The sequence below is a fragment of the Plantactinospora sp. A48 genome (genome assembly GCF_055793945.1).
This window is the reverse complement of record NZ_JBTIXF010000067.1, coordinates 1-24,311: the sequence shown is the minus strand read 5'-3', so window position 1 is coordinate 24,311 and position 24,311 is coordinate 1. Positions and strand designations below refer to the sequence as shown.

At 71.8% G+C, this 24,311-nt stretch carries 21 protein-coding genes; 19 read left to right on the top strand and 2 right to left on the bottom strand.

Annotated features, from left to right (window positions below; all coding sequences use genetic code 11):
- Nucleotides 1-83 precede the first annotated feature (83 nt).
- The 5 genes from ACXN5W_RS25550 (at nt 84) to prfA (ending at nt 7,006) form a co-directional block, all read left to right on the top strand.
- Nucleotides 84-1,373, top strand: a complete 1,290-nt coding sequence (locus ACXN5W_RS25550; protein WP_473160920.1) for an MFS transporter — start codon at nt 84-86, stop codon at nt 1,371-1,373.
- A gap of 223 nt (nt 1,374-1,596) precedes the next feature.
- Entirely contained in the window at nt 1,597-2,541 is a 945-nt protein-coding gene (thrB, locus tag ACXN5W_RS25545) for a homoserine kinase (RefSeq protein ID WP_473160919.1), read from the top strand.
- A 289-nt stretch (nt 2,542-2,830) separates the two neighbouring features.
- Entirely contained in the window at nt 2,831-5,086 is a 2,256-nt protein-coding gene (gene rho / locus ACXN5W_RS25540; RefSeq protein ID WP_473160918.1) for a transcription termination factor Rho, read from the top strand.
- Nucleotides 5,087-5,514: 428 nt separating this feature from the next.
- Nucleotides 5,515-5,739 carry a 50S ribosomal protein L31 gene (gene rpmE, locus ACXN5W_RS25535; RefSeq protein WP_473160917.1) on the top strand — a complete coding sequence of 75 codons (225 nt, stop codon included), beginning with the start codon at nt 5,515-5,517 and terminating at the stop codon, nt 5,737-5,739.
- 178 nt (nt 5,740-5,917) lie between these two features.
- Nucleotides 5,918-7,006: a peptide chain release factor 1 gene (prfA, locus tag ACXN5W_RS25530; RefSeq protein ID WP_473160916.1), complete on the top strand. Its 1,089-nt coding sequence runs from the start codon at nt 5,918-5,920 to the stop codon at nt 7,004-7,006.
- A gap of 93 nt (nt 7,007-7,099) precedes the next feature.
- Here prfA and ACXN5W_RS25525 read toward each other — a convergent pair whose 3' ends face one another.
- Complete coding sequence (locus ACXN5W_RS25525) at nt 7,100-8,653, bottom strand: GGDEF domain-containing protein (RefSeq protein ID WP_473160915.1); 1,554 nt, start codon at nt 8,651-8,653, stop codon at nt 7,100-7,102.
- Nucleotides 8,654-8,722: 69 nt separating this feature from the next.
- Here ACXN5W_RS25525 and prmC point away from each other — a divergent pair, with 69 nt between their 5' ends.
- From prmC to ACXN5W_RS25505, 4 genes are all read left to right on the top strand, one after another.
- The gene (gene prmC, locus ACXN5W_RS25520) at nt 8,723-9,616 is read left to right on the top strand and encodes a peptide chain release factor N(5)-glutamine methyltransferase (protein ID WP_473160914.1); all 894 of its coding nucleotides are present in this window, start codon (nt 8,723-8,725) and stop codon (nt 9,614-9,616) included.
- Between the two features lie 196 nt (nt 9,617-9,812).
- Complete coding sequence (locus ACXN5W_RS25515) at nt 9,813-10,457, top strand: L-threonylcarbamoyladenylate synthase (RefSeq protein ID WP_473160928.1); 645 nt, start codon at nt 9,813-9,815, stop codon at nt 10,455-10,457.
- The gene (locus ACXN5W_RS25510; protein WP_473160913.1) at nt 10,458-11,117 is read left to right on the top strand and encodes an arsenate reductase/protein-tyrosine-phosphatase family protein; all 660 of its coding nucleotides are present in this window, start codon (nt 10,458-10,460) and stop codon (nt 11,115-11,117) included.
- Between the two features lie 183 nt (nt 11,118-11,300).
- On the top strand, nt 11,301-13,685 hold the full coding sequence (locus ACXN5W_RS25505; protein ID WP_473160912.1) for a transglycosylase domain-containing protein: 2,385 nt from the start codon (nt 11,301-11,303) through the stop codon (nt 13,683-13,685).
- Nucleotides 13,686-13,761: 76 nt separating this feature from the next.
- Here the strand turns inward: ACXN5W_RS25505 and ACXN5W_RS25500 are convergent, their stop codons facing one another.
- Entirely contained in the window at nt 13,762-15,219 is a 1,458-nt protein-coding gene (locus tag ACXN5W_RS25500) for an SDR family oxidoreductase (RefSeq protein ID WP_473160911.1), read from the bottom strand.
- Between the two features lie 125 nt (nt 15,220-15,344).
- On the opposite strand from ACXN5W_RS25500, the gene ACXN5W_RS25495 reads away from it, so the two are divergent.
- The 10 genes from ACXN5W_RS25495 to atpD all read left to right on the top strand — a co-directional run bounded on the left by ACXN5W_RS25495 (nt 15,345) and on the right by atpD (nt 24,178).
- Nucleotides 15,345-16,652 carry a serine hydroxymethyltransferase gene (locus ACXN5W_RS25495; RefSeq protein ID WP_473160910.1) on the top strand — a complete coding sequence of 436 codons (1,308 nt, stop codon included), beginning with the start codon at nt 15,345-15,347 and terminating at the stop codon, nt 16,650-16,652.
- A gap of 106 nt (nt 16,653-16,758) precedes the next feature.
- Nucleotides 16,759-17,127 (top strand): hypothetical protein, encoded by a 369-nt coding sequence (locus ACXN5W_RS25490; protein ID WP_473160927.1) that lies wholly within the window; start codon nt 16,759-16,761, stop codon nt 17,125-17,127.
- Nucleotides 17,128-17,313: 186 nt separating this feature from the next.
- On the top strand, nt 17,314-17,547 hold the full coding sequence (locus tag ACXN5W_RS25485) for an AtpZ/AtpI family protein (protein WP_473160909.1): 234 nt from the start codon (nt 17,314-17,316) through the stop codon (nt 17,545-17,547).
- Between the two features lie 12 nt (nt 17,548-17,559).
- Entirely contained in the window at nt 17,560-18,360 is an 801-nt protein-coding gene (atpB, locus tag ACXN5W_RS25480; RefSeq protein WP_473160908.1) for a F0F1 ATP synthase subunit A, read from the top strand.
- Between the two features lie 73 nt (nt 18,361-18,433).
- A complete protein-coding gene (locus tag ACXN5W_RS25475; protein ID WP_473160907.1) occupies nt 18,434-18,658 on the top strand; it encodes a F0F1 ATP synthase subunit C in 225 nt (74 codons plus the stop codon).
- A 27-nt stretch (nt 18,659-18,685) separates the two neighbouring features.
- Nucleotides 18,686-19,243, top strand: coding sequence for a F0F1 ATP synthase subunit B (locus ACXN5W_RS25470; RefSeq protein ID WP_473160906.1), 558 nt, complete (start codon nt 18,686-18,688; stop codon nt 19,241-19,243).
- Nucleotides 19,243-20,064: a F0F1 ATP synthase subunit delta gene (locus ACXN5W_RS25465; protein ID WP_473160905.1), complete on the top strand. Its 822-nt coding sequence runs from the start codon at nt 19,243-19,245 to the stop codon at nt 20,062-20,064. Before ACXN5W_RS25470 ends, ACXN5W_RS25465 begins: the two co-directional genes overlap by 1 nt.
- A gap of 55 nt (nt 20,065-20,119) precedes the next feature.
- On the top strand, nt 20,120-21,775 hold the full coding sequence (gene atpA / locus ACXN5W_RS25460) for a F0F1 ATP synthase subunit alpha (RefSeq protein ID WP_473160904.1): 1,656 nt from the start codon (nt 20,120-20,122) through the stop codon (nt 21,773-21,775).
- 10 nt (nt 21,776-21,785) lie between these two features.
- The gene (locus ACXN5W_RS25455) at nt 21,786-22,724 is read left to right on the top strand and encodes a F0F1 ATP synthase subunit gamma (protein ID WP_473160903.1); all 939 of its coding nucleotides are present in this window, start codon (nt 21,786-21,788) and stop codon (nt 22,722-22,724) included.
- Entirely contained in the window at nt 22,721-24,178 is a 1,458-nt protein-coding gene (gene atpD, locus ACXN5W_RS25450; RefSeq protein ID WP_473160902.1) for a F0F1 ATP synthase subunit beta, read from the top strand. Before ACXN5W_RS25455 ends, atpD begins: the two co-directional genes overlap by 4 nt.
- Nucleotides 24,179-24,311 lie beyond the last annotated feature (133 nt).

The window sequence follows — 24,311 nt, the reverse complement described above, 5'->3', positions numbered from 1 at the left end:
CTAACAGGTCAGCCCGTCGCGCCCGCAAGCCGCTGATCCCGGGCCGGGCGGGTCGTCGGACCGGGCGGGTAACGTCCCGGTACGTGTCAGCACCGTCTTCCGCCGCCGCCTCGACCAGCGCATCCGCACCCGGCCCGTGGTCGGTCCTGCGCGACAACCGGGACTTTCGCCGCCTCTTCCTCGCGGAACTGGTGGTCTTCGGGTCCGACTGGTTCGTGATGGTGCCGCTGCTGGTCCTGCTGCCCAAGTTGACCGGCAGCGGCGTGTTCGGTGCCCTGGTGCTGGCCGTCGACACCGGCGTCCTGGCGCTGCTGCTGCCGTTCACCGGCACGATCGCGGACCGGGTGGATCGTCGGCGCATCATGATGGCCGCCAACCTGGCCGCACTGGTGGCCGTCCTGCTGCTGTTCGCGGTCCGTACCGCCGGCACGGCCTGGCTGGCACTGATCGCCGTGGGTGCCGTGGCGATCGCCAAGGCGTTCTACTCGCCGGCGGCGCAGGCCGCGCTGCCCAACGTGCTCGATCCGGCGGAGCTGGCCGCCGGCAACGCCGTCGCGGGTGCGGCCTGGGGAACCATGACCGTGGTCGGCGCGTCGCTCGGTGGCGTGCTGAGCGCGGCCGTCGGGCCGTACGCCTGCTTCGGGGTCGCCGCCGCGGCGCTGGCCGTCGCCGCGGGGGTGGCCGGGTTGATCCGCCGGCCGTTGCAGGCGCCCCGGGCGGCCGACGCGCCGGCACCCCGGACGTGGGCAGCCATCGGTGAGGCGCTGCGGTACATCGGGCACCGGCCCCGGGTGCTCGCGCTGGTGACGGTCAAGTCGGCGGTCGGCCTGGGCAACGGCGTCCTGACCGTGTTCCCCCTGCTGGCCGCGGTGTACGGGGTGGGTGCGATCGGCGCCGGCCTGCTGTTCGCGGTGCGTGGCGCCGGCGCGCTGGTGGGGCCGATGCTGCTGCGCCGGGTCCTCGGCCACCGCAGCTGGCTGCTGCCCGGCCTGGCCCTGTCGATGTCGACGTACGGGCTGGGTTATCTGGGCGTCTCGGTCGTCCACTGGTTCCCGCTGGTGCTGGTGCTGGTGTTCGTCGCGCACGTCGCCGGCGGCGGCAACTGGGTGCTGTCGAACTACGCCCTCCAGCGGGAGGTGCCGGACCGGCTGCGTGGACGGGTGTTCGCCACCGACATGATGCTGGCGACCCTGGCCATCTCGGTCAGCCAACTCGTCGTGGCGGCCGTGGTGGACCGGGTCGACGAGCGGATCGTGGTGGCCGGGTGCGGGTTGGTCACACTGGTCTACGCGATCGGCTGGCGAGTCGCCACCAGATCGCTGCGGCTCTCCGACGACACACCGAGCCCCGACTCTGCCGGCGGCTCCGGCTGACGGTCCCGGATTTCGACCCGCTGCCGAGGTCTTTGACGGCCGGTCCTCCGACAGCCGTTTCCTGGCGGCCGGTTTCTGATGGTCGCGTAACGCGGTACAAGGGATTTCGGGCCGTAAACCACCCATCCCGTCCCAGCCCGGTGCCGGCCCGATCGGGGCCGGCTGACGAAGGGCTGCCGGGGCGAGTGGTCGGGGTGACCGGAGACTGGCCTAGCATGAGCCGATGCGGCTGCGCTTCGTCGATGGCGAGGTCCTGGTGCGTACCCCCGCGACCAGCGCCAACCTCGGCCCCGGGTTCGACTCGCTGGGTCTGGCCCTCGGCCTGTACGACGAGGTCGGCGCGCGGGTCACCCCGGCCGGCTGTCGGGTGCGGGTGACCGGGGAGGGCGCCGGTGAGCTGCCCGAGGACGACAGCCACCTGCTCATCCGGGCCATGCGGGCCACCTTCGAGGTGCTCGGTGAACAGCCGTCCGGGCTCGCCGTCGAATGCGTCAACCGGATACCGCAGGCGCGCGGCCTCGGCTCGTCGTCGTCCGCGATCGTGGCCGGAGTGGTACTGGCTCGGGCCCTCGTGGCGGACGGCGCGGAACGGATGGACGACCTGGCGGCGCTGCGGATCGCGGCGGCCCTGGAGGGACACCCGGACAATGTGGCGCCGTGCCTGCTCGGCGGCTTCACCATCGCCTGGACCGACGAGTCCGGCGCGCGGGCGGTGGCCCTGCGCCCCGCCGCCGAACTGGCACCCTGCGTCTTCGTGCCACGGGAACGTGGTCTGACCGCCGAGGCCCGGGCCGCTTTGCCGGCTTCGGTGCCGCACGGCGACGCCGCGCACTCGGCTGGGCGGGCGGCGCTGCTGACTCACGCGCTCACCACCGATCCCACCCTGTTGTTTCCGGCGACCGAGGACCGGCTGCACCAGAATTACCGCGCGGCGGGGATGCCGGGCACCGCGCGACTGGTGTCCGATCTGCGTGCGGCTGGTGTTGCCGCGGTGGTCAGTGGGGCCGGACCTGCGGTTCTGGCCCTGACGGCACCCCCCGAGGGCCTCGTCGAGGGAATGGATTGGGCTGTTCACCGGTTAGCGGTAGACGTAGCCGGAGCCACCATTGTTCGGGGTACACTGGAACACGCCGAGCGGGACCCTGTTGCCGCAGGTCGGAAGAGTTGATTACGCTCTAGACTGAGCACAGCCGCGAAGCATGTGATCTCTGCGGGTCGGCGCACCCCCGAAGCTTTCGGCGGTCAGCCCGTCGCACCCCTGCCTAGGCCCACGCCGCACCGCAGTGACAACCGGCGCCGGAGACGGCGACCTTCCCACCGACGCTGGTGGGTCGGCATCGACCGGCTGCTGTGTCACAGACTCCCGCGCCGCGCCACGCGAAGCGGGTGCACCGAGGCCGCCCGGCCACCTTGTAACCGACCCCGGGCAGCCCCGGCCTATCGAGGGAAGGAATCCATTGAGCGACACCACCGACGTGACGTCGGATGTTTCCAACGTCGCTGGCGAAGTCACCGCCGCCCCGGCGCGTCGTCGCCGGACCGGGACGGGCCTCTCGGCGATGCTGCTGCCAGAGCTGCAGAGCCTGGCCGCGTCGCTCGGCATCTCCGGTACGGCCCGGATGCGCAAGGGCGAGCTGATCACCGCCATCACCGAGCGGCAGCAGGCCGGATCGGCCACCGGGGGTGCGCCCCGTCCACGGGCCGAGGTCGCGGCCGCCTCCGCGCCGGCCCGCGAGGAGGTACGCGCCGACGTGTCGGAGAGCGCGCCGCAGGCAGCCGGTGCCCCGGAGGCGCCAGCCGCCACCGAGAGCCGGGGTCGTGAGCGGTCCCGCCGGTCCCGTGGTTCCGCCACGGTCACCGAACGGCCCGCCGAGACGCCCGAGGCGACCCGGACGACGACTCCCGAGGCCGGCACCGAGTCCCGTGGCCAGGCCGAGGCGGGCGACCGGACCGATTCCGTCGAGCGTGGCGAGTCCCGCAACGGTCGCGAGCGGGCCGAGCGCACCGACCGTACGGACCGCGCGGAGCGCACCGACCGTACGGACCGCGCGGAGCGCAACGACCGTACGGACCGGGCGGAGCGTAACGACCGCACGGATCGCGCGGAGCGTAACGACCGGACGGACCGGGCCGAGCGTACCGACCGGACGGACCGCAACGACCGTACCGAGCGTGCCGACCGGGGTGACCGCAACGACCGTGGTGAGCGGGCCGAGCGTACCGACCGGGGCGACCGCAACGACCGTGCTGACCGCACGGACCGGACGGACCGCACGGACCGGGCGGAGCGGGCGGAGCGCACGGACCGGGCGGAGCGCACGGACCGGGCGGACCGGGGTGACCGTACCGACCGGGGTGACCGCAACGACCGTGGTGAGCGGGCCGAGCGTACCGACCGGAGTGACCGGAACGACCGCAACGACCGGAGCCAGCGGGCGGACCGCGACGCTGACGGCGACGACGAGGACGGCAGTGGACGGCGCAGCCGGCGCAGCCGGTTCCGGGACCGTCGGCGTGGCCGCGGCGACCGCGATGTCGACACCAGCCGGGACGGCGGCCGCGAGCCGCAGGTCAACGAGGACGACGTGCTGGTCCCGGTGGCCGGCATCATCGACATCCTCGACAACTACGCCTTCGTCCGGACCACCGGCTACCTGGCCGGCCCGAACGACGTGTACGTCGCGATGTCGCAGGTCAAGAAGTACGGCCTGCGCCGGGGTGACGCGGTCACCGGTGCCGTCAAGGCGGCCCGGGACGGCGAGCAGCGGCGGGACAAGTACAACCCGCTGGTCCGGCTCGACACGGTGAACGGAATGGAGCCGGAGGAGGCCAAGCGCCGCCCCGAGTTCTACAAGCTCACCCCGCTCTACCCGCAGGAGCGGCTGCGGCTGGAGACCGAGCCGCACATCCTGACCACCCGGGTGATCGACCTGGTCACGCCCATCGGCAAGGGCCAGCGGGCCCTGATCATGTCGCCGCCCAAGGCCGGTAAGACCATGGTGTTGCAGGCGCTCGCGAACGCGATCACCCACAACAACCCCGAGGTCCACCTGATGGTGGTCCTGGTCGACGAGCGGCCCGAAGAGGTCACCGACATGCAGCGCTCGGTCAAGGGCGAGGTCATCGCGGCCACCTTCGACCGGCCGCCGCAGGACCACACCACCGTCGCCGAGCTGGCGATCGAGCGGGCCAAGCGGCTGGTCGAGCTGGGTCACGACGTGGTCGTGCTGCTCGACTCGGTCACCCGGCTGGGTCGGTCGTACAACCTGGCGGCGCCGGCCAGCGGCCGGATCATGTCCGGTGGTATCGACTCGACGGCCCTGTACCCGCCGAAGCGGTTCCTCGGCGCGGCCCGGAACATCGAGAACGGCGGTTCGCTGACCATCCTGGCGACCGCGCTGGTGGAAACCGGTTCGGTGATGGACACGGTCATCTTCGAGGAGTTCAAGGGCACGGGTAACGCCGAGCTCAAGCTGGACCGGAAGATCGCCGAGAAGCGCACCTACCCGGCCATCGACATCCACCTGTCAGGCACCCGGAAGGAGGAGATCCTGCTCGCTCCCGAGGAACTGGCGATCACGCACAAGCTGCGCAAGGTGCTGCACTCGCTGGACTCCCAGGCCGCGCTGGACCTCCTGCTGGACCGGCTCAAGCAGAGCCGTACCAACATCGAGTTCCTGATGCAGATCGCCAAGTCGACGCCGGGCGAGTAGTTCGGGGTTTTCCGGGGCCTGCCGCGAGTGGGGGGTTTCCGGCGGCCCGCCCCGCTCTGGGCGGTCAGGCTTGATCCCGGCGCGGGGCGGGCCGCCGGAAACCCCTGGGTCGCTGGAAACCTCTGGGTCGCCGGAAACTCCTGGGCTGCCGGAAACCCCAGGCCGCCGGAAACTCCTGGGCTGGGGTGTCTGGTGGGGCTTCCGGTGGGCGGTTCCGGGGGCCTGGGTGTGGACCGGGGTTGGGTGGGAATGCGTACGGGTCCGGCTGTGTTGAGCAGCACGGACCGGGTGTGCTGCCCGGCGTCGGATCTGGTTCCGGCGCATGGCACACTGGTCAGTCGGCCAACGGTTCCGGTTCACGCCGCGTCCGCCAGCACCCTGGTGGACCACGGCGACCCGGCGACCACCAACGAAAGGACCGAGGCGACATGAAGGCCAACATCCACCCCGAGTACGTCACCACCGAGGTTTCGTGCTCGTGCGGCAACACGTTCACGACCCGCAGCACCGCCAAGGGCGGCACGATCCACGTCGAGACCTGCAGCGCCTGCCACCCGTTCTACACCGGTAAGCAGCGCGTTCTCGACACCGCCGGTCGGGTTGCGAAGTTCCAGCAGAAGTACGCCAAGGTTCAGGCCAAGAAGGCCAAGTAGCGTCGCAAACGGCGCCCGGATCCGGTTCACCGCCGGAGCCGGGCGCCGTCCGCGTTCGTACCCCGGTGTGGTCTGCCCGTCCCCGGCGGCCTGAGCCGGCCGCGGCGGTTGCCGCCTTCCGGTGCGTGTTTGTCCCCGTCCGCGTGCGGGCGTCGTCGTGGCGAGAGAGCTGAGAGACATGAGCAGTGAGCGGTTGGTCGCGCTTCTCGACGAGTACGCGGAGTTGGAGCGGCGACTGGCCGACCCGACGATCCACGCCGATCAGGTCGTCGCCCGCCGGGTCGGGCGGCGGTTCGCCGAGCTGACCCCGGTCCACAAGGCCGCCGCTGAGCTGGAACAGGCTCGGGCCGATCTCACGGCGGCGCGGGAGTTGGCCGACGAGGACCCGGCCTTTACCACCGAGGTGGAGGCCATCGCGGCCGGCCTGCCGGTGCTGGAGGAACGCCTCGCGGAGCTGCTCATCCCACGCGACCCGCACGACGCCAAGGACGTGATCGTCGAGATCAAGGCCGGCGAGGGTGGCGAGGAATCCGCGCTGTTCGCCGCGGACCTGCTGCGGATGTACCAGCGGTACGCCGAGCGGCGCGGCTGGGTCACCGAGGTGATCGACGCCCAGGACTCGGACCTCGGCGGGGTGAAGGACGTGTCCCTGGCGGTGAAGACGCGGGGTGTGCCGGAGGGCGGCAACGGCGTCTGGTCCCGGCTCAAGTGGGAGGGCGGCGTCCACCGGGTCCAGCGGGTGCCGGTGACCGAGTCACAGGGCCGGATCCACACCAGCGCGGCGGGCGTACTCGTGCTGCCCGAGGCCGAGGAGGTCGACGTGACGGTCGACCCGAACGACCTGCGGATCGACGTCTTCCGCTCCTCGGGCCCGGGTGGCCAGTCGGTCAACACCACCGACTCGGCCGTACGGATCACCCACCTGCCCACCGGCATCGTGGTCTCCTGCCAGAACGAGAAGAGCCAGCTGCAGAACCGGGAGCAGGCCATGCGGATCCTGCGCGCCCGACTGCTGGCCGCCGCGCAGGAGCAGGCCGACGCCGCCGCCTCGGACGCCCGGAAGGCACAGGTACGGACGGTCGACCGCTCGGAGCGGATCCGCACCTACAACTTTCCACAGAACCGGATCACCGACCACCGGATCGGCTACACCGCGTACAACCTGGATCTGGCGCTCGGCGGCGAGCTGGACGGGGTGCTCGACGCGCTGGCCGAGGCGGATCGGGCGGCCCGGCTGGCCGGCGACCCGGAGTTGACCCGCCGCTGACCGGGTCGACGGGCCGCGCTGACCGTGCTGATCGGTCGGGGCCGTTAACAGGGGGCCCTTCCTATTCGGAAAGCGATAAGAAGGTGCCCTTCCTTACCGGTAGGCGGTGCGGGCCTCGTCCTTGGCCCGCAGCATTGCCCGGTCGGCCACCTCGAACGCGGCGCCCAGCGCCTGGTGCAACGCCGCGTCACCGCCGTGTACCTCGGCGAAGCCGACGCTGACCCCGACCGGTGTGCCCGGCACCAGGGCCTCCCAGTCCTCCTCCTCGACCGCCGAGACGATCCGGCGGGCCACCTCGGCGGCGTCGGACATGTCCGCGTTGGGCAGGACCACCACGAACTCGTCCCCGCCGTACCGGGCCACGAAGTCACCCCGACGCATCACCCGGTTGATCACCCCGGCCACCCGTTGCAGCACCAGGTCGCCGGAGTGGTGCCCGTGCCGGGTGTTGACGGCCTTGAAGCCGTCCAGGTCGGCCACCCCGACCACGGCCCGGTCGCCCCGGTTGACCACCGCCGAGACGTACCGTTCCAGGCTGCGCCGGTTGGGCAGTCCGGTCAGCGGATCGGTGAGCGCCTCGCCCTCGTACCGGGCGGCCTCCCGACGCAGCTCCTCGTGGTCGATCCGGGCGGCGATGCCGTCCACGTAGACGTCGCGGAGCCGGTCGCTGCGCTGGGCGGCGAGCCGGAAGGCGTACCGGTCGGCCTGGTGCGCCGCCGCGTGGTCGCCGGCCCGCGCGTACGCCAGACTGCGCAGCCGCGCCGGTTCGGCCGCGCCCAGCGCGTCGGGGGTGACCACCACGCTGTCGAGCCGGGTGATCGCCTCGATCGGCCGCTCCTCGACGATGGCCCGGCAGACGTCGCCGAGCTGGGCCAGGTGCCGGGCCCGCGCGCTGTCCCCACCCCCGGCCAGCAGGTCCGCCGGATCCATCCCGTGCGGTCCGGACCGCTCGCCGAGAACGGCCCGGCGCAGCGCGGCGTACCCGTAGGCGGCCAGGCCGCTCGGGCGGAGCCGGTCGAGCGTGCCGGCCCGGACGAAGTGGTTGAGATCCACGTCGATGTCGCGGAGCACCCGCAGACATCCGTCGGTGTCCCCGTTGTGGTCCAGGGTCACCGCGTTGCGCAGCCGGATGCCGGGCGCCGCGAAGGTCTCGTCCGGGATGTCCGCCGCCTTGCCGAGCTGCCGGGCGCGTTCGATGGCGCCCAGGGCGTACCCGTGGAAGCTGAGGTAGGAGTACGCCATGGCGAGGTCGTGCCAACCCCAGGCGGTCTCCCGGTCGGGGTCGTCCACCGCGCCGAGAGCCCGGGCGCCACGGACCAGGTGGCTGACCCCCCGGTCCAGCGCGCCCTGGTCGTGCGCCACGAGCGCGGCCAGCGCGTGCAGGTGGCCGTGCAGGTACGGGTCGGCCACCTCGCGGGCGACCTCGAACGCCCGTTCCGAGGTGCGGGTGTACTCCGCCGTCCGGCCGAGGTTGAGCACGGCCGAGACCCGTTGCAGCAGGGCATCGGCCCGTGAGCAGGGATCGCGGGTCACGGCCAGCACCCGGTCGAGCACCGCCAGGGCCTCCGCCGAGCGACCCTGCTCCTGCAGGAACCGGGCGCGCATGAGCAGGTCGGCCTGGTCGGTGACCCGGTCGAGCCAGCTCACGCCCGGCCTCCTCGGCAGCATCAGTGGTCCGCCGAGCGGCCGTCACCGCCGACGTTCCATGATTATGTCGTGACCGACCCCTGGCAACACCCACCCGTTGCGGCAGATCGGCTCCGGCCGTCGGTCGCGGTGGCCCGTACGGCGGCCCGGCTGGCCGAGGCGGGCGTCGAGACCGCCCGCGCGGAGGCCGAGCTGCTGGTCGGGCACGTCCTGGGGGTGTCCCGGGGCCGGCTGGCCCTGGCCGCCGGGCTCGACGCGGAGCAGCGCGACCGGCTGGCGGCGCTGGTGGACCGGCGGATCCGGCGGGAGCCGGTGCAGTATCTGCTCGGCGGTGCGCCGTTCCGGCACCTGGAACTGGCGGTCGGTCCCGGCGTCTTCGTGCCACGCCCGGAAACCGAACTGCTGGCCGGGTGGGGGATCATGGCGGTCGGCCCCGGTCCGGCGACCGTGGTCGACCTGTGCAGCGGGTCCGGCGCGCTGGCGCTGGCGGTCGCCAACGAGCGGCCCGGGGCCACCGTACTGGCGGTGGAACGCTCGACGGCGGCGCTGGAGTGGCTGCGGCGCAACGCCGCCGAGCGGGCGGCGGCGGGCGACCCGCCGGTCCGGGTCCGGCCCGGTGACGTCACCGACCCGGGCCTGCTCGCGGAGCTGTCCGGCACGATCGACCTGGTGCTGTGCAACCCGCCGTACGTCCCAGCCGGCACCGAGGTGCCCGCGGAGGTCGGCCGGTACGACCCGGCGGAGGCGGTGTTCGGCGGCGCCGACGGGCTGGCGGTGATCAGACCGGTGGTCGGCCTGGCGGCCCGGCTGCTGCGGCCGGGTGGCGCGGTCGGGATCGAACACGACGACACGCACGCGACGGTGGTGCCGGATCTGCTGCGCGCCGACGGCCGGTTCGTCGACGTCGAGGAACATCCGGACCTCACCGGCCGACCCCGGTTCGCCACCGCCCGGCGCCGCTGACGTTCCCGCCGGCCGGGCCTCGCCGCTCGCCGCCACCGTCCGGCGCCGCTGATGTTCCCGCCGGGCGGGCCTCGTCGCTCGCCGCCACGGGGGCCGGGGTGGCCTCGCCGATCGGTCCCGTCCGCCCGGCCGGCGTGGCCGAGCGGCCCGCCCCGCGTGGCCCCGAGCGCGGGACATGGCAGACTTTCCTATCGTGATGCTCTATGACTGCCGGTCGTTGGCGGACCGTGACCGTGGCATCGCCGCCGCCATCGAGGCGGTTCGCAATGGCGAGCTGGTGGTTCTGCCGACCGACACCGTGTACGGCGTGGGGGCCGACGCCTTCACCCCGCACGCCGTGAAGGCCCTGCAGGACGCGAAGGGGCGGGGCCGGCAGACGCCGCCGCCGGTGCTGATCGGTTCCCGGCACACCCTGGACGGCCTGGTCTTCTCGCTCCCGATGGCCGCCCGGGATCTGGTCGAGGCGTTCTGGCCGGGTGCCCTGACCATCGTGGTGGAGCACTCGCCGAGCCTCCAGTGGGACCTCGGCGACCTGGGCGGCACGGTGGCGGTCCGGATGCCGCTGCACCCGGTGGCGCTGGAGGTGCTCCGGGAGACCGGTCCGATGGCGGTGTCGTCGGCGAACAAGCACGGCCAGCCGGCCGCGACGACCGCCGACGAGGCCCTGGAGCAGCTCGGCTACGCGGTGCGCGCCTACCTGGAGGCCGGCCCGTGCCCGGATCCGGTGGCCAGCACGATCGTCGACCTGACGGGCGAGGTGCCGAGGGTGTTGCGCGACGGCGCGATCCCGCTGGAGAAGCTGCGCGACGTCGTACCGGACATCGTCGGCCGGGAGCCCTGAGTGCCGCCGTTCACCGTCCTGCATGTCTGCATGGGCAACATCTGCCGGTCGCCGATGGCGGAACGGCTGCTCACCCAGGCGGTGCGGGACCGGCTGGCCCGCCGGCGCGGTCCGGTGCCGACCGCCCGCCGGGACGCCGAGGGGCCGGACGGTGCCGGGCTGACCGACCTGGCCGACGGCCTGCTGCACAGCCACAGCGCCGGGACCGGCGGCTGGCACGAGGGGGAGGGAATGAACCCGCCCGCCGCCCGCCAGGTGCGCTCGCGCGGCGGTGACGCCACCGGTTTCGCCGCCCGCCGGTTGCGGTCCGAGCACATCGACGCCGCCGATCTGGTGCTGACCGCCACCGCCGACCAGCAGGAGTACGTGGTGGCCCTGCGACCGGACGCGGCTGGGCGCACCTTCGTGCTCGGCGAGTTCGGCCGGCTGCTGCCGCTGGTGGACGCCGCGGCGTTGCCGGACCCGGACGAGAGCCCGGACGCGGTCTACGCCCGGGGCACCGCGCTGGTGGCGGCCGTGGACGCGGTCCGCCAGGGTGCGGCGCCGCAGTCCGGAGACGACCTCGACGACCCGTGGGGCCGGGGCGACCAGTGCTTCGAACGGGTGGCCGACGAGATCGAGGAGACGGTCCACCCGCTGGTCGCGGTGCTGCTGCCCTGATCGGGCCGTCCTGATCGGGCCGCCCTGATCCGGTCGGTGGCTGGGACCGTCGGTCCTGCCTACCGCTCGCGGAGTACCGCCCGGTTGAGTGGTTTTCGTGGAAATGCCTCATATAACGGTTTTCGTCTGGCGATCCTGAATCCGTCTTCGGAATTCCACTCCGACGCGGGTGAGGTGAGCCGGATGAGCCGGTCCAGGATCTACATGGTCGCCACGGTGCTGCTCGCCGGCATACTCGGTGGGCTCGTTCTGGCGTTCGCCGCCCTCCCGGCGCACCTGCTGCTGGGGCTCGGCATCGCCACCGTGGCCCGCTACGACAGGTTGCCGGCGGACCTGCTCACCCCGCCCACCGCCCAGCGGTCCTACCTGTACGCGAACGACGGCCGGACCCTGGTCACCTCGTTCTACGCGGAGAACCGGCAGGACGTCCCGCTCTCGCAGGTGGCGCCCGTGATGCGGCAGGCGATCGTGGCCGCCGAGGATGCCCGGTTCTACCGGCACCGTGGGGTGGATCCGCGCAGCGTGCTGCGGGCGCTGGTGGCCAACGCCGGTGGCGACGGCCGGCAGGGCGCTTCCACGTTGACCATGCAGTACGTCCGGAACGTCCGCAAGAGCGACCCGGCGCTGAGCGAGGACGAGCGGTCCGCGGCCACCGAGACCACGCTGGGGCGCAAGGTCACGGAGGCCCGGTGGGCGCTCGCCCTGGAACACCGGCTCAGCAAGGACGAGATCCTGGGCCGCTACCTCAACATCGCGTACTTCGGTTCGGGCGCGTACGGGATAGGGGTGGCGAGCCAGCGGTACTTCGCCAAGCCGGCCGACCGGTTGACCCTCCCGGAGGCGGCCCTGCTGGCCGGCCTGGTGCAGTCGCCCGACGAGTACGACCCGATCGACGGGGACGCCACGGCGGCGCTGCGGCGCCGGACGTACGTGCTGGACCAGATGGCGCGGGCCGGTGTGATCACCTCGGCGGACCGGGACGCGGCGGCGGTCGCGCCGCTGGGCCTGCGACCCACCGAGCAGCCCGGCAACTGCACGTCGATGCGTTCCGGATACCAGGACTGGGGCCTGTTCTGCGACTACCTGATGCAGTGGTGGGAGGGGCAGCCGGAGTTCGGGGCGACCGTGGCGGAGCGCCGGGCCGCCCTGCTGCGCGGCGGGTACCACATCGTGATGTCGCTGGATCCGGAGATCCAGGAGACCGCGCTCGCCCAGATGGCCGAGGTCTACGACTACGACGACCCGCGCGCGGCTCCCATCGCGGTCGTGCAACCCGGTACGGGCCGGGTCCTCGCGCTGGCCGTGAACCGGCACTACGACCTGGCGGCCAACCCACCGGGCCAGCGGAACTACCCGAACACCGTCAATCAGCTCGCGGCGGGCGGCGACGGCATCGTCGGCTACCAGGGTGGTTCGACCTTCAAGCTGTTCACCCTGCTGGCCGCGCTGGAACAGGGGATGCCGTTGAGCACGCTCTACAACGCGCCCGGCCAACTGATCACCCAGTATCCGATCGCCGGTCCGGAAAGCTGCGCCGGGCGGTGGTGCCCGGTCAACGCCACCCCGTCGATGATGAACGGCGTACGCACCATGTGGAGCGCGTTCGGCCGGTCCGTCAACACCTACTTCGTCCGTCTTGAGGAACTGGTCGGCGCGGAACGGGTGGTGGAGATGGCGCAGCGACTGGGCATCGAGTTCCGGGCCGAGAGCGACGCCCGGATGGCGTTGGACGGGGCACACCAGTGGGGCCCGTTCACCCTGGGCGTCTCCGCCACCACCCCGCTGGACCTGGTCAACGCCTACGCCACGGTCGCCGCCGACGGGATCTACTGCGAACCGTCGCCGGTCACCTCGGTGACCGACGCGGCCGGTCGGCGGCTGTCGGTGGGTGACCCGTCGTGTCGGCGGGTGCTCCAGGCGGACACCGCGCGGGCGGCCACCGACGCGGCCCGTTGCCCCGTCGGGGACCAGTCGGCGTACGGGAAGTGTGACGGCGGTACCGGGGTGCAACTGCGGACCCTGGTGCCGGGTCGGCCGATCGCCGGCAAGACCGGTAGTTCGGAGGAGTACGCCACCGAGACGGTCGTCGCCTACACCCCGCAGGTGGCGGTGGCCGCGTTCGCGGCGAACCCGGACGATCCGCACGACGTGGTGGGCAAGGACGTCCAGGCCAGGGTGGTGGCCGGGGTGGGTCGGGTGCTGGATCGGGCCCTGCGCGGCAAGCCTGTGGTCGGTTTCCCGGCGCCGAGCGTGGAGCGCGCCCTGGGCACCGTTCCGCCGCCAGCCCTGCCGCCGGCCGCCGCGCCGGCGACCCCGGCCCGGCCTGGCCCTCAGGCCACCGGCCCGGCGGGGCCGGCCGCACCAAGCGCGTCAGCGGCACCAAGCGCACCAGCCGCGCCAACCGCGTCAGCGGCACCAAGCGCATCAGCGACACCGCCGGCACCGAATGCATCAGCGGCCCCGGCGGCTCCGGCGACCCCGATCGCACCCGCGGCGCCCGGTACCCCGGCCGAGCCCGGCATCCCGGCCGGTCCCGCCGCGCCGGGCGGCCCCGCGCTGCCACGCTGACCGGGAATCGGCCGGCTGGTCTCGCCGTGCCGGCTGGTCCCGTGCTGCCGCACTGACCGGGGGATCGGCTGGCGGGTCAGCGGCCGGCGCCCCGGGCGATGTTGCGGGCCATCCCGCCGAAGACCAGCGCGTGGAACGGCCGCACGGCCGCCCAGTACAGATGTCCGGCGAGCCCGCGCGGCACGAACACGGCCCGCTGCCGGTACCGGCTCCGGCCCGGCCCGTCGGGCTCGACCCGCAACTCCAGCCAGGCCGGACCGGGCAGCCGCATCTCGGCCCGCAGCCGGAGCAGTTCGCCCGGCACGATCTCCTCCACCCGCCAGAAGTCGAGCGCCTCACCCACCATCAGCCGCTGCCGGTCCCGCCGGCCGCGGCGGAGCCCGACCCCGCCGACCGCGCGGTCCAGCCAGCCCCGGACCGACCAGGCGAGCGGGAACGAGTACCAGCCGTTCTCGCCGCCCACCCCTTCGACGATTCGCCACAGCGCCTCCGGTGGTGCCGCCACGGCGACCTCCCGGATGTCCGTGTAGGTCGAGCCACCGGACCACTGCGGGTCGCTGGGCAACGGCTCGGCCGCCGGGTCCAGCCCGGTGGCCGTGGACCACCGGGTCTCCACCTCGGCGTCGCGGATCCTGTTGCGGGCCAGCGTCACCGCCCGGTCGAAGCCGATCAGCCCGTCCGGTGGTGGGGGCAGGTAGGCGTCGATGTCCCGGTCCCGGACCACGGCCTCGTGGATGAGGCTCTCCACCAGCGGCCGGGCGATGGCGTTCGGCACCGGCGTGACCAGCCCGACCCAGTGCGACGAGAGACTCGGGCTGAGCACCCGGACCGGCACGATGGTCCGGCGGGGCAGGCCGGCCACCGCCGCGTACCGGCGCATCATCTCGGTGAACGTGAGCACATCCGGCCCACCGATGTCGAACCCCCGGTTCACCGTCTCCGGCAGGGTGGCGGCGCCCACCAGATAGCCCAGCACGTCCCGGATGGCGATCGGCTGGATCCGGTTGCGCACCCAGCGGGGCGTGACCATGGCCGGCAGCCGCTCGGTCAGGTAGCGCAGCATCTCGAACGAGGCCGAGCCGGATCCGATGATCACCGCGGCCCGCAGCACCACCGTGGGCACGCCGCTGGCCAGCAGGATCCGGCTGACCTCGTGCCGGGACCGCAGGTGCGGCGACACCGGGCCGCCGTCCACCGGCGGTTCCGGGCCACCGAGGTAGACGATCCGGCGTACGCCCGCGGCGCGGGCCGCCGCCGCGAAGTTCTCGGCGGCGGCCCGGTCGGCCGCCTCGAAATCGGTCCGACCGAGCGAGTGGACCAGGAAGTAGGCGACCGTCACACCGTCGAACGCGGCGGGCAGGCTGTCCGGCCGGGCGAGATCGGCCTGGACGATCTCGACGCGGTCCGCCCAGGGCACGTCGCGCAGCCGGCCGGCGCCCCGGGTGAGGCACCGCACCTGATGGCCGGCCGCCAGCAGCCGGGGGACGAGCCGGCCGCCGATGTAGCCGGTAGCGCCGGTGACCAGGCAACTCATGGTCCCATCGTGCCGCCTTCTAGACTGGTTCGCGCGTCGGTGCCGGTGGAGCGCCGATCGGGTTTCCGGTCCGGGGCCGCCGCCGAGGCGACCCGGAGGCGGTGCCAGGCGACAGGAGAGCGGCGATGACCGATCCCACGGCCCGGACGGGCCCGACCGGCACCTTCTGGGGGCCGGACTTCGACGCACTCCGGGCGACCGACCCCGAGATCGCCGACGTGGTGCTCGGCGAGTTGGACCGGCTGCGCGGTGGCCTCCAGTTGATCGCCAGCGAGAACCTCACCTCGCCGGCCGTGCTCGCCGCGTTGGGCTCGACGCTCACCAACAAGTACGCCGAGGGATATCCGGGCCGGCGCTACTACGGCGGCTGCCAACAGGTGGACCGGGCTGAGGAGATCGGCGTCGCGCGGGCGCGGGAGCTGTTCGGCGCGCAGCACGCCAACCTCCAACCGCACTCGGGGGCCAGCGCGAACCTGGCCGCGTACGCGGCGCTGGTGCAGCCGGGGGACACCGTGCTGGCCATGGACCTGCCGCACGGCGGGCACCTCACCCACGGCAGCCGGGTCAACTTCTCCGGCAGGTGGTTCGGCACGGTCGGGTACCGGGTCCGGCAGGACACCGAACTGATCGACTACGACGAGGTGCGGGACCTGGCCAGGGCGCACCGGCCCAAGATGATCATCTGCGGCGCGACCGCGTACCCCCGGCTGATCGACTTCGCCCGGTTCCGGGAGATCGCCGACGAGGTCGGCGCGTACCTCATGGTGGACGCCGCCCACTTCATCGGCCTGGTCGCCGGCCGCGCCATCCCCTCGCCCGTGCCACACGCGGACGTGGTCTGCGCCACCACCCACAAGGTGTTGCGCGGCCCGCGCGGCGGGATGATCCTCTGCCGGGAGTCGCTGGCGGAGCGCATCGACAAGGCGGTCTTCCCGTTCACCCAGGGCGGGCCGCTGATGCACGCCGTCGCGGCCAAGGCGGTGGCGCTGGGCGAGGCCGCGCAGCCGGAGTACCGGACGTACGCCGCGCAGGTGATCCGCAACGCCCGGACCCTGGCCGCCGCGCTGGACGACGAGGGGATGCGCCCGGTCTCCGGCGGTACGGACACCCACCTCGCGCTGCTGGACCTGCGGGGCCTGGAGATCACCGGTCGGGACGCCGAGCAGCGGTGCGACGCCGCCGGGATCACGCTGAACAAGAACGCCATCCCGTACGACCCGCAGAAGCCGATGATCGCCTCCGGGGTCCGGGTCGGCACCCCCAGCGTGACCACCCAGGGGATGGGCGAGGGGGAGATGCGGCAGATCGCCGGGTTGATCTCGACAGCGGTACGCACCGACCCGGCGGCTCCCGGTGGCGCGGACGCGCTCGCCCGGGTGGCCGGCGAGGTGGGCGAGCTGGTCCGACGGTTCCCGGCGTACCCCCGTGGCTGAGTCGGGCGGGTCCCGGCCCGCGACCCCGGCCAACCGTGCCTCGGTCGACCCTGTCTCGGGCGGCGGTGGGGTTCCGGATGGCGGCGCTGCGGACCGGCGGTGGCGGATCCGGCACCTGCCGGCGCTGATCGCGGTGTCGGCCGGACTGGTCGTGCTGGCGGCGGTGGTGGGCGCGGTCGCGGCCGGCGGCACCGGCGCGCTCGGCGCGGCGGGCGGTGTCGCCATTGTCACCCTCAGTTATGTGTTGTCCACGCTGGTGATCGCCCACGCCGACGCGGTGAACCCCCGGCTGGTACTGCCGGTCGGGCTGGGCGCCTACATCACCAAGCTCACGCTGCTGGGTGGGGTGCTGTTCCTGGTGGCGGCCAGCGACTGGGCTGGTCTGCGGCCGTTCAGCCTCGGGATCGTGGCCGGTGTGGTGGGCTGGACCGGTGCGCACATCTGGTGGATCAGCACCGTCCACGCCCGGCGCTGAGGCGACCGGCCGGCGTTGGAGTGGCGCGCGCCACACCGAAACTGTCCGTGATCGGTCGTTGCGGATCGGCCGGAGCGGAGTAGCGTGCCAGGGAACGACTTCCGCCTCCCGATGCGCCCACACAACCACGTTGTGCGGGGGGTGACGCTCAGCCTCATCTGTCCGGCTGATATCGTTCGGCGCGTCATGACCGGTGACCAGACCCCCCACCCCGACGGCCCGGGCGGCCCGCCGCCCAACGCCGGCCAGGGTTGGCTCGCGCTCAGCTACCTCATCGCGGGCATGGCGGTCTGGGGCTTCATCGGCTGGCTGGTCGACCAGTGGCTCGACACCGGGGGCATCGCCACCGGCGTGGGCATCGTGCTCGGCATGACCGGGGGAATTCTTCTGGTCGTCCGCCGGATGGGCACGCCGACTTAGGGAAGGGACGCGGTGTTCGGACAGACGGTCGCGCTCGCGAAGAGTGATCTTCCGTGGCCACCCAGTGTGGAGGACTTCTACCTCCCGAGCATCCTGCCCTGGGGCGAGCACAACAACTACTGGATCACCAAGATCACGGTGATGGTCTGGTTGGCCGTCGGTGTCTTGATCATCTACTTCCTGGCGAGTTACCGGAAGCCGCAGTTGGTGCCGACCAAGAAGCAGTGGATCGCCGAGTCGATCTACGGCTTTGTCCGGAACAACATCGCGGTCGACATGATCGGGCACCGTGGGGTGGCGTTCGCGCCGTACTTCACCACGCTGTTCAGCTTCATCCTGCTGACGAACCTGTTCGGGATCATCCCGTTCTTCCAGATCTCGCCGAACTCGCACATCGCGTTCCCGGCCTTCATGGCGATCATCAGCTACTTCATGTTCATCGTGGCCGGCGTCCGGCAGCACGGGTTCTGGAAGTTCTGGAAGCACTCGCTGATCCCGCCGGCGCCCGGCTTCATCCTGCCGCTGCTGGTCCCGATCGAGCTGGCCTCGACGTTCATCTTCCGGCCGCTCACGCTGGCACTGCGGCTCTTCGCCAACATGTTCGCCGGGCACATCATCCTGCTGGTCTTCACGGTGGGCGGCTTCGTGCTGCTGAACGCCGAAAGCCTCTTCCTGAAGCCGGTCTCGCTGATCTCCTGGCTGATGGCCATCGCGCTGACCTTCCTGGAGGCGCTGATCGCCGTCCTGCAGGCGTACGTCTTCGTCGTGCTGACCGCCAGCTACGTGCAGGGCGCCGTCGCCGAAGAACACTGATCTTCACAACCGCACAGCCCGTTTGTCGTCCCGCGCGAACCTCTCGCGCGAGATACCCAGGAGGAATCCCGCAATGAACATCGCTGAAGTTTCTGGCAGCCTCAGCGCCGTCGGCTACGGCCTCGCGGCCATCGGTCCGGGTATCGGCGTCGGCCTGATCTTCGCCTCGTACATCCAGTCCACCGCCCGGCAGCCGGAGTCGTCCCGGATGACCCTGCCGTACGTCTGGATCGGCTTCGCCGTGGTCGAGGCGCTCGCCCTGCTGGGTATCGCGTTCGGTTACGCGTTCGGACAGTGACCCAGGTCCCCCGAACCGGAGGTTGCCATGCTGTATCTCGCCGCTGAAAGCTCCGAACACAGCCCGATCGTGCCCATCTGGCAAGAGATCGTGGTCGGTGGCATCGCCTTCGTCCTGCTCTACGTCGTGCTGGCGAAGTTCGTCTTCCCCCGCATGGAGCAGACCTTCCAGGCCCGGGTGGACGCGATCGAGGGCGGCATCAAGCGCGCCGAGACCGCCCAGGCCGAGGCCAACCAGCTCCTCGAGCAGTACAAGGCCCAGCTCGCCGAGGCGCGCACCGAGGCGGCCCGGATCCGGGACGACGCCCGGGTCGACGCCGAGGGCATCCGCACCGACGTGCTGGCCAAGGCCCGCGAGGAGTCCGACCGGATCATCGCGGCCGGCCGGGAGCAACTGAACGCCGAGCGCCAGAACATCGTCCGCGAGCTGCGGGCCGAGGTCGGCACGATCGCGGTCGACCTGGCCAGCAAGATCGTCGGCGAGTCGCTGGCCGACGAGGCCCGTCGGCGGGGCACCGTCGAGCGGTTCCTGTCGGATCTCGAATCGACCGGGACCGGCAACGGCACCCCGGCCGGGGCCCGCTGATGCAGGCCGCCAGCCGGGAGTCGTACGCCGCCGCGGCGGAGCGCCTCGACGCGTACGCGCGTGGCGCCGAGCCCGCGGCGGTGGCCGCGACGGGCGACGAGGTCCTTTCGGTCGCGCGCCTGTTGCGGGACCAGCCTCGGCTGCGTCGGGCGGTCTCCGACCCGGCTCGGACCGGCGAGGACCGCGCGGCCATGCTGGGCGCCCTGCTGTCCGGCAAGATCGGTTCGGATGCGAACGAGCTGGTCCGGACGCTTGTCGAGGGCCGCTGGTCGACCTCCGTCGACCTGTTGCAGGCCACCGAACGGCTCGGGGTGGAGGCACTGCTGGCCAGCGCCGACGTCGCCGGTGAACTGGGCGAGGTCGAGGACGAGCTGTTCCGGTTCGGTCAGGTGGTCAGCGGCGATCCGCGGTTGGCCAGCGTGCTGTCCGACGCGATCGCGCCGGCCGCGCAGCGGGCCGAGTTGACCCGGAGCCTGCTCGACGGCAAGGCCCGACCGGTGACGGTCCGGCTCGTCGAGGTGGCGTTGGGCGGCTTCGGCGGGCGGTCGTTCGACGGGGCGCTGTCCCGGCTGGTCGAACTGGCCGCCGACCGGCGGGACCGGCAGGTCGCGTACGTGACGGTCGCGGCCGCGCTGACCGACGCCGAGGAGGAACGGCTGGGCGCCCGCCTGTCCGCGCTATACGGTCGGGAGGTCACCGTCAAGCAGACGGTGGACCCGGCGATCCTCGGCGGCCTGAGCGTCCGCGTTGGTGCCGATCTGTACGACGGCACGGTGCTGCGCCGGCTGACCGACACCCGAAACGCGCTCGCGAAGCGCTGACCTGAGACATCCACGCCGTTCCGGTTAACCGGGCCCTGAATAGAGGAAGCAGAGGATGGCCGAGCTGACCATCTCGACGGAGGAGATCCGCGGCGCCCTGGAGCGCTACGTCTCCTCCTACTCGCCCGACGTCTCCCGCGAGGAGGTCGGCACCGTCGCCGACGCCGGCGACGGCATCGCACACGTCGAGGGACTTCCCTCGACCATGACCAACGAGCTGCTGGAGTTCGAGGACGGCACGCTCGGCGTGGCACTGAACCTCGACATCCGGGAGATCGGCGTCGTCATTCTCGGCGACTTCGGCGGCATCGAGGAGGGCCAGCGGGTCAAGCGGACCGGCCGGGTGCTCTCGGTGCCGGTCGGCGACGCCTTCCTGGGCCGGGTGGTCAACCCGCTGGGTCAGGCCATCGACGGGCTCGGTGACATCGCCAACGAGGGCTTCCGCGAGCTGGAGTTGCAGGCCCCGAACGTGATGGCCCGGCAGTCCGTCTCGGAGCCGTTGCAGACCGGCATCAAGGCCATCGACTCGATGACCCCGATCGGTCGGGGCCAGCGGCAGCTCATCATCGGTGACCGGCAGACCGGCAAGACCACCGTCGCGGTTGACACCATCATCAACCAGCTCGACAACTGGCGCTCCGGCGACCCGAAGAAGCAGGTCCGCTGCATCTACGTCGCCATCGGCCAGAAGGGCTCCACCATCGCGTCCATCAAGGGCACGCTGGAGGAGGCCGGCGCGATGGAGTACACCACCATCGTCGCCTCGCCGGCATCCGACCCGGCCGGCTTCAAGTACCTCGCCCCGTACACCGGTTCGGCCATCGGCCAGCACTGGATGTACGGCGGCAAGCACGTCCTGATCGTCTTCGACGACCTGAGCAAGCAGGCCGAGGCGTACCGGGCCGTGTCGCTGCTGCTGCGCCGCCCGCCGGGCCGCGAGGCGTACCCGGGTGACGTGTTCTACCTGCACTCCCGGCTGCTGGAGCGGTGCGCGAAGCTCTCCGACGAGATGGGCGCCGGCTCGATGACCGGGCTGCCGATCATCGAGACGAAGGCCAACGACATCTCGGCGTTCATCCCGACCAACGTCATCTCGATCACCGACGGGCAGATCTTCCTGGAGACGGACCTGTTCAACCAGGGCGTCCGGCCGGCGATCAACGTCGGTACCTCGGTGTCCCGGGTCGGCGGTGCCGCCCAGGTGAAGCCGATGCGGAAGGTCGCCGGTTCGCTGCGGCTGAACCTGGCCCAGTACCGCGAGCTGGAGGCGTTCGCGGCCTTCGCCTCGGACCTGGACCGGGCCTCGCAGGATCAGCTGAGCCGTGGGGCCCGGCTGGTCGAGCTGCTGAAGCAGTCGAACTACACGCCGTACCCGGTGGAGCACGAGGTCGTCTCGGTCTGGGCCGGCACCGAGGGCAAGCTGGACGACATCCCGGTGGGTGAGGTCCGGCGGTTCGAGTCGGAGTTCCTGGAGTACCTGCGTCACCAGCACGAGGGTGTGCTCGCGGCGATCGCCGACGGCAAGTGGGACGACGACGTCATCGGCTCGCTCGACGAGGCCGTCTCGCGGTTCAAGCAGATGTTCCTCGGCAAGGCCGACGAGCGCCGGGTCAACGACGCGCCCGCCCAGCCCCTGGAGGGTGACCAGGCGCGGGAGACCGTGACCCGGTTCCGCGAGGGCTCGACCGACCGCCCGGTCGAAGAGCAGTAGGGCTGAGCAGATGGCGGCCCAGGTACGCGTTCTTCGTGGACGGATTCGCGCGGCGAAGTCCATGAAGAAGATCACCAAGGCGATGGAGCTCGTGGCGACGAGCCGGATCGCCAAGGCCCAGACGCGGGTGGCGGCGTCCCTGCCGTACGCACAGGCCATCACCGGCGTGCTCACGGCGCTGGCGTCCAACGCGCGCATCGACCACCCGCTGCTGACCCCGCGCGAGCGGGTCCGGCGGGCGGGCGTGCTGCTGGTCACCAGCGACCGTGGGCTGGCCGGCGGCTACAGCTCCAACGCGATCCGCACGGCCGAGTCGCTGATGGCCCGGCTGCGGGCCGACGGCAAGGAGCCGGTGCTGTACGTCATCGGCCGCAAGGGCGTGAGCTACTACCGATTCCGCAACCGGCCCATCGCGGCGAGCTGGACGGGCTTCTCGGAGCAGCCGGAGTTCGCCGACGCCCGTGAGGTCGGTGAGACGCTGATCAAGGCGTTCACCGCGGGCGCCGACGACGCCGACGGGCACCCCGGGGTCGACGGCACGCACGGCGTGGACGAGTTGCACATCGTCTCAACCGAGTTCAAGTCGCTGATGACCCAGACGCCGGTGGCCCGGATCCTCGGCCCGATGCAGGTGCAGGAGCGGCCGCGCTCGGAGGCCCCCCAGGGGCTGCTTCCGGCGTACGAGTTCGAGCCGGAGGCGGAGGCGCTGCTCGACGCCCTGCTGCCGAAGTACATCAACACGCGGATCTACGCGGCGTTGCTGGAGTCGGCGGCGAGCGAGTCGGCGGCCCGTCGGCGGGCGATGAAGAGCGCCACCGACAACGCCGAAGACATGATCGAGAAGTACACCCGTGAGATGAACTCGGCCCGCCAGGCCGGGATCACCCAGGAGATCAGCGAGATTGTCGGCGGCGCGAACGCGCTGGCCGCGTCGGGAAGTGAAGTGTGATGACTGCATCCCCAGTTACCGAGGGACCGGGCGAGACCCGGACGGCCACCGGTCGCGTGGTCCGGGTCATCGGCCCGGTCGTCGACGCCGAGTTCCCGCGCGACGCCATGCCGGAACTGTTCAACGCCCTGCACGTTGACGTGTCGCTGTCCGGCGGCGAGAAGACGCTGACCCTGGAGGTCGCCCAGCACCTGGGTGACAACATGGTCCGGGCGATCTCGATGCAGCCGACCGACGGCCTGGTCCGTGGCACGGAGGTCCGGGACACCGGCTCCCCGATCACGGTGCCGGTCGGCGACGGCGTCAAGGGACACGTGTTCAACGCCATCGGCGAGTGCCTCAACCTGCGCGAGGGCGAGCGGCTGGAGGTTTCCGACCGCTGGGGCATCCACCGCAAGGCCCCGGCCTTCGCGGACCTGGAGCCGAAGACCGAGATGCTGGAGACCGGCATCAAGGTCATCGACCTGCTCGCCCCGTACGTCAAGGGCGGCAAGATCGGCCTGTTCGGCGGCGCGGGCGTGGGCAAGACCGTGCTCATCCAGGAGATGATCACCCGGGTCGCGAACAACTTCGGTGGTACGTCGGTGTTCGCCGGCGTGGGTGAGCGGACCCGTGAGGGTAACGACCTCATCGCCGAGATGACCGAGTCGGGCGTCATCGACAAGACCGCCCTGGTCTACGGCCAGATGGACGAGCCGCCGGGCACCCGGCTGCGGGTGGCGCTGTCCGCGCTGACCATGGCCGAGTACTTCCGGGACGTGCAGAAGCAGGAGGTGTTGCTGTTCATCGACAACATCTTCCGGTTCACCCAGGCCGGCTCGGAGGTCTCCACCCTGCTCGGCCGGATGCCGAGCGCGGTGGGTTACCAGCCGACCCTGGCGGACGAGATGGGCGAGTTGCAGGAGCGGATCACGTCGGTCCGGGGCCAGGCGATCACCTCGATGCAGGCGATCTACGTCCCCGCGGACGACTACACCGACCCGGCGCCGGCGACCACGTTCGCCCACCTGGACGCCACCACCAACCTGGAGCGGTCGATCTCGGACAAGGGCATCTACCCGGCGGTGGACCCGCTGGCGTCGTACTCCCGGATCCTGTCCCCGCAGTACGTGGGCGCCGAGCACTTCGCGGTGGCCTCCGAGGTCAAGCGGATCCTCCAGCGCTACAAGGACCTCCAGGACATCATCGCGATCCTCGGTATCGAGGAGCTGTCCGAGGAGGACAAGCTCACGGTGACCCGGGCGCGGCGGATCGAGCGGTTCCTGTCGCAGAACACCTACGCGGCCGAGCAGTTCACCGGCGTACCGGGTTCGACGGTCCCGATCAAGGAGACCATCGAGGCGTTCAAGAAGATCAGCGAGGGTGAGTTCGATCACTTCCCCGAGCAGGCGTTCTTCATGTGCGGTGGCCTGGACGACCTGGAGCGCAAGGCGAAGGACCTGATGAAGGACTGAGTCCCCGTCAGCCTCGACGGACCAGGGGGGAAGTGTGGGGGGGGGGCGGGGCGGTTTCCCTCCCCTCCTTTTTCCCCAGGGCCAGGGGGGGAGGGAGGGGGGTGGTAGTGGCAAGGAAAGAAAAGAGGGGTGT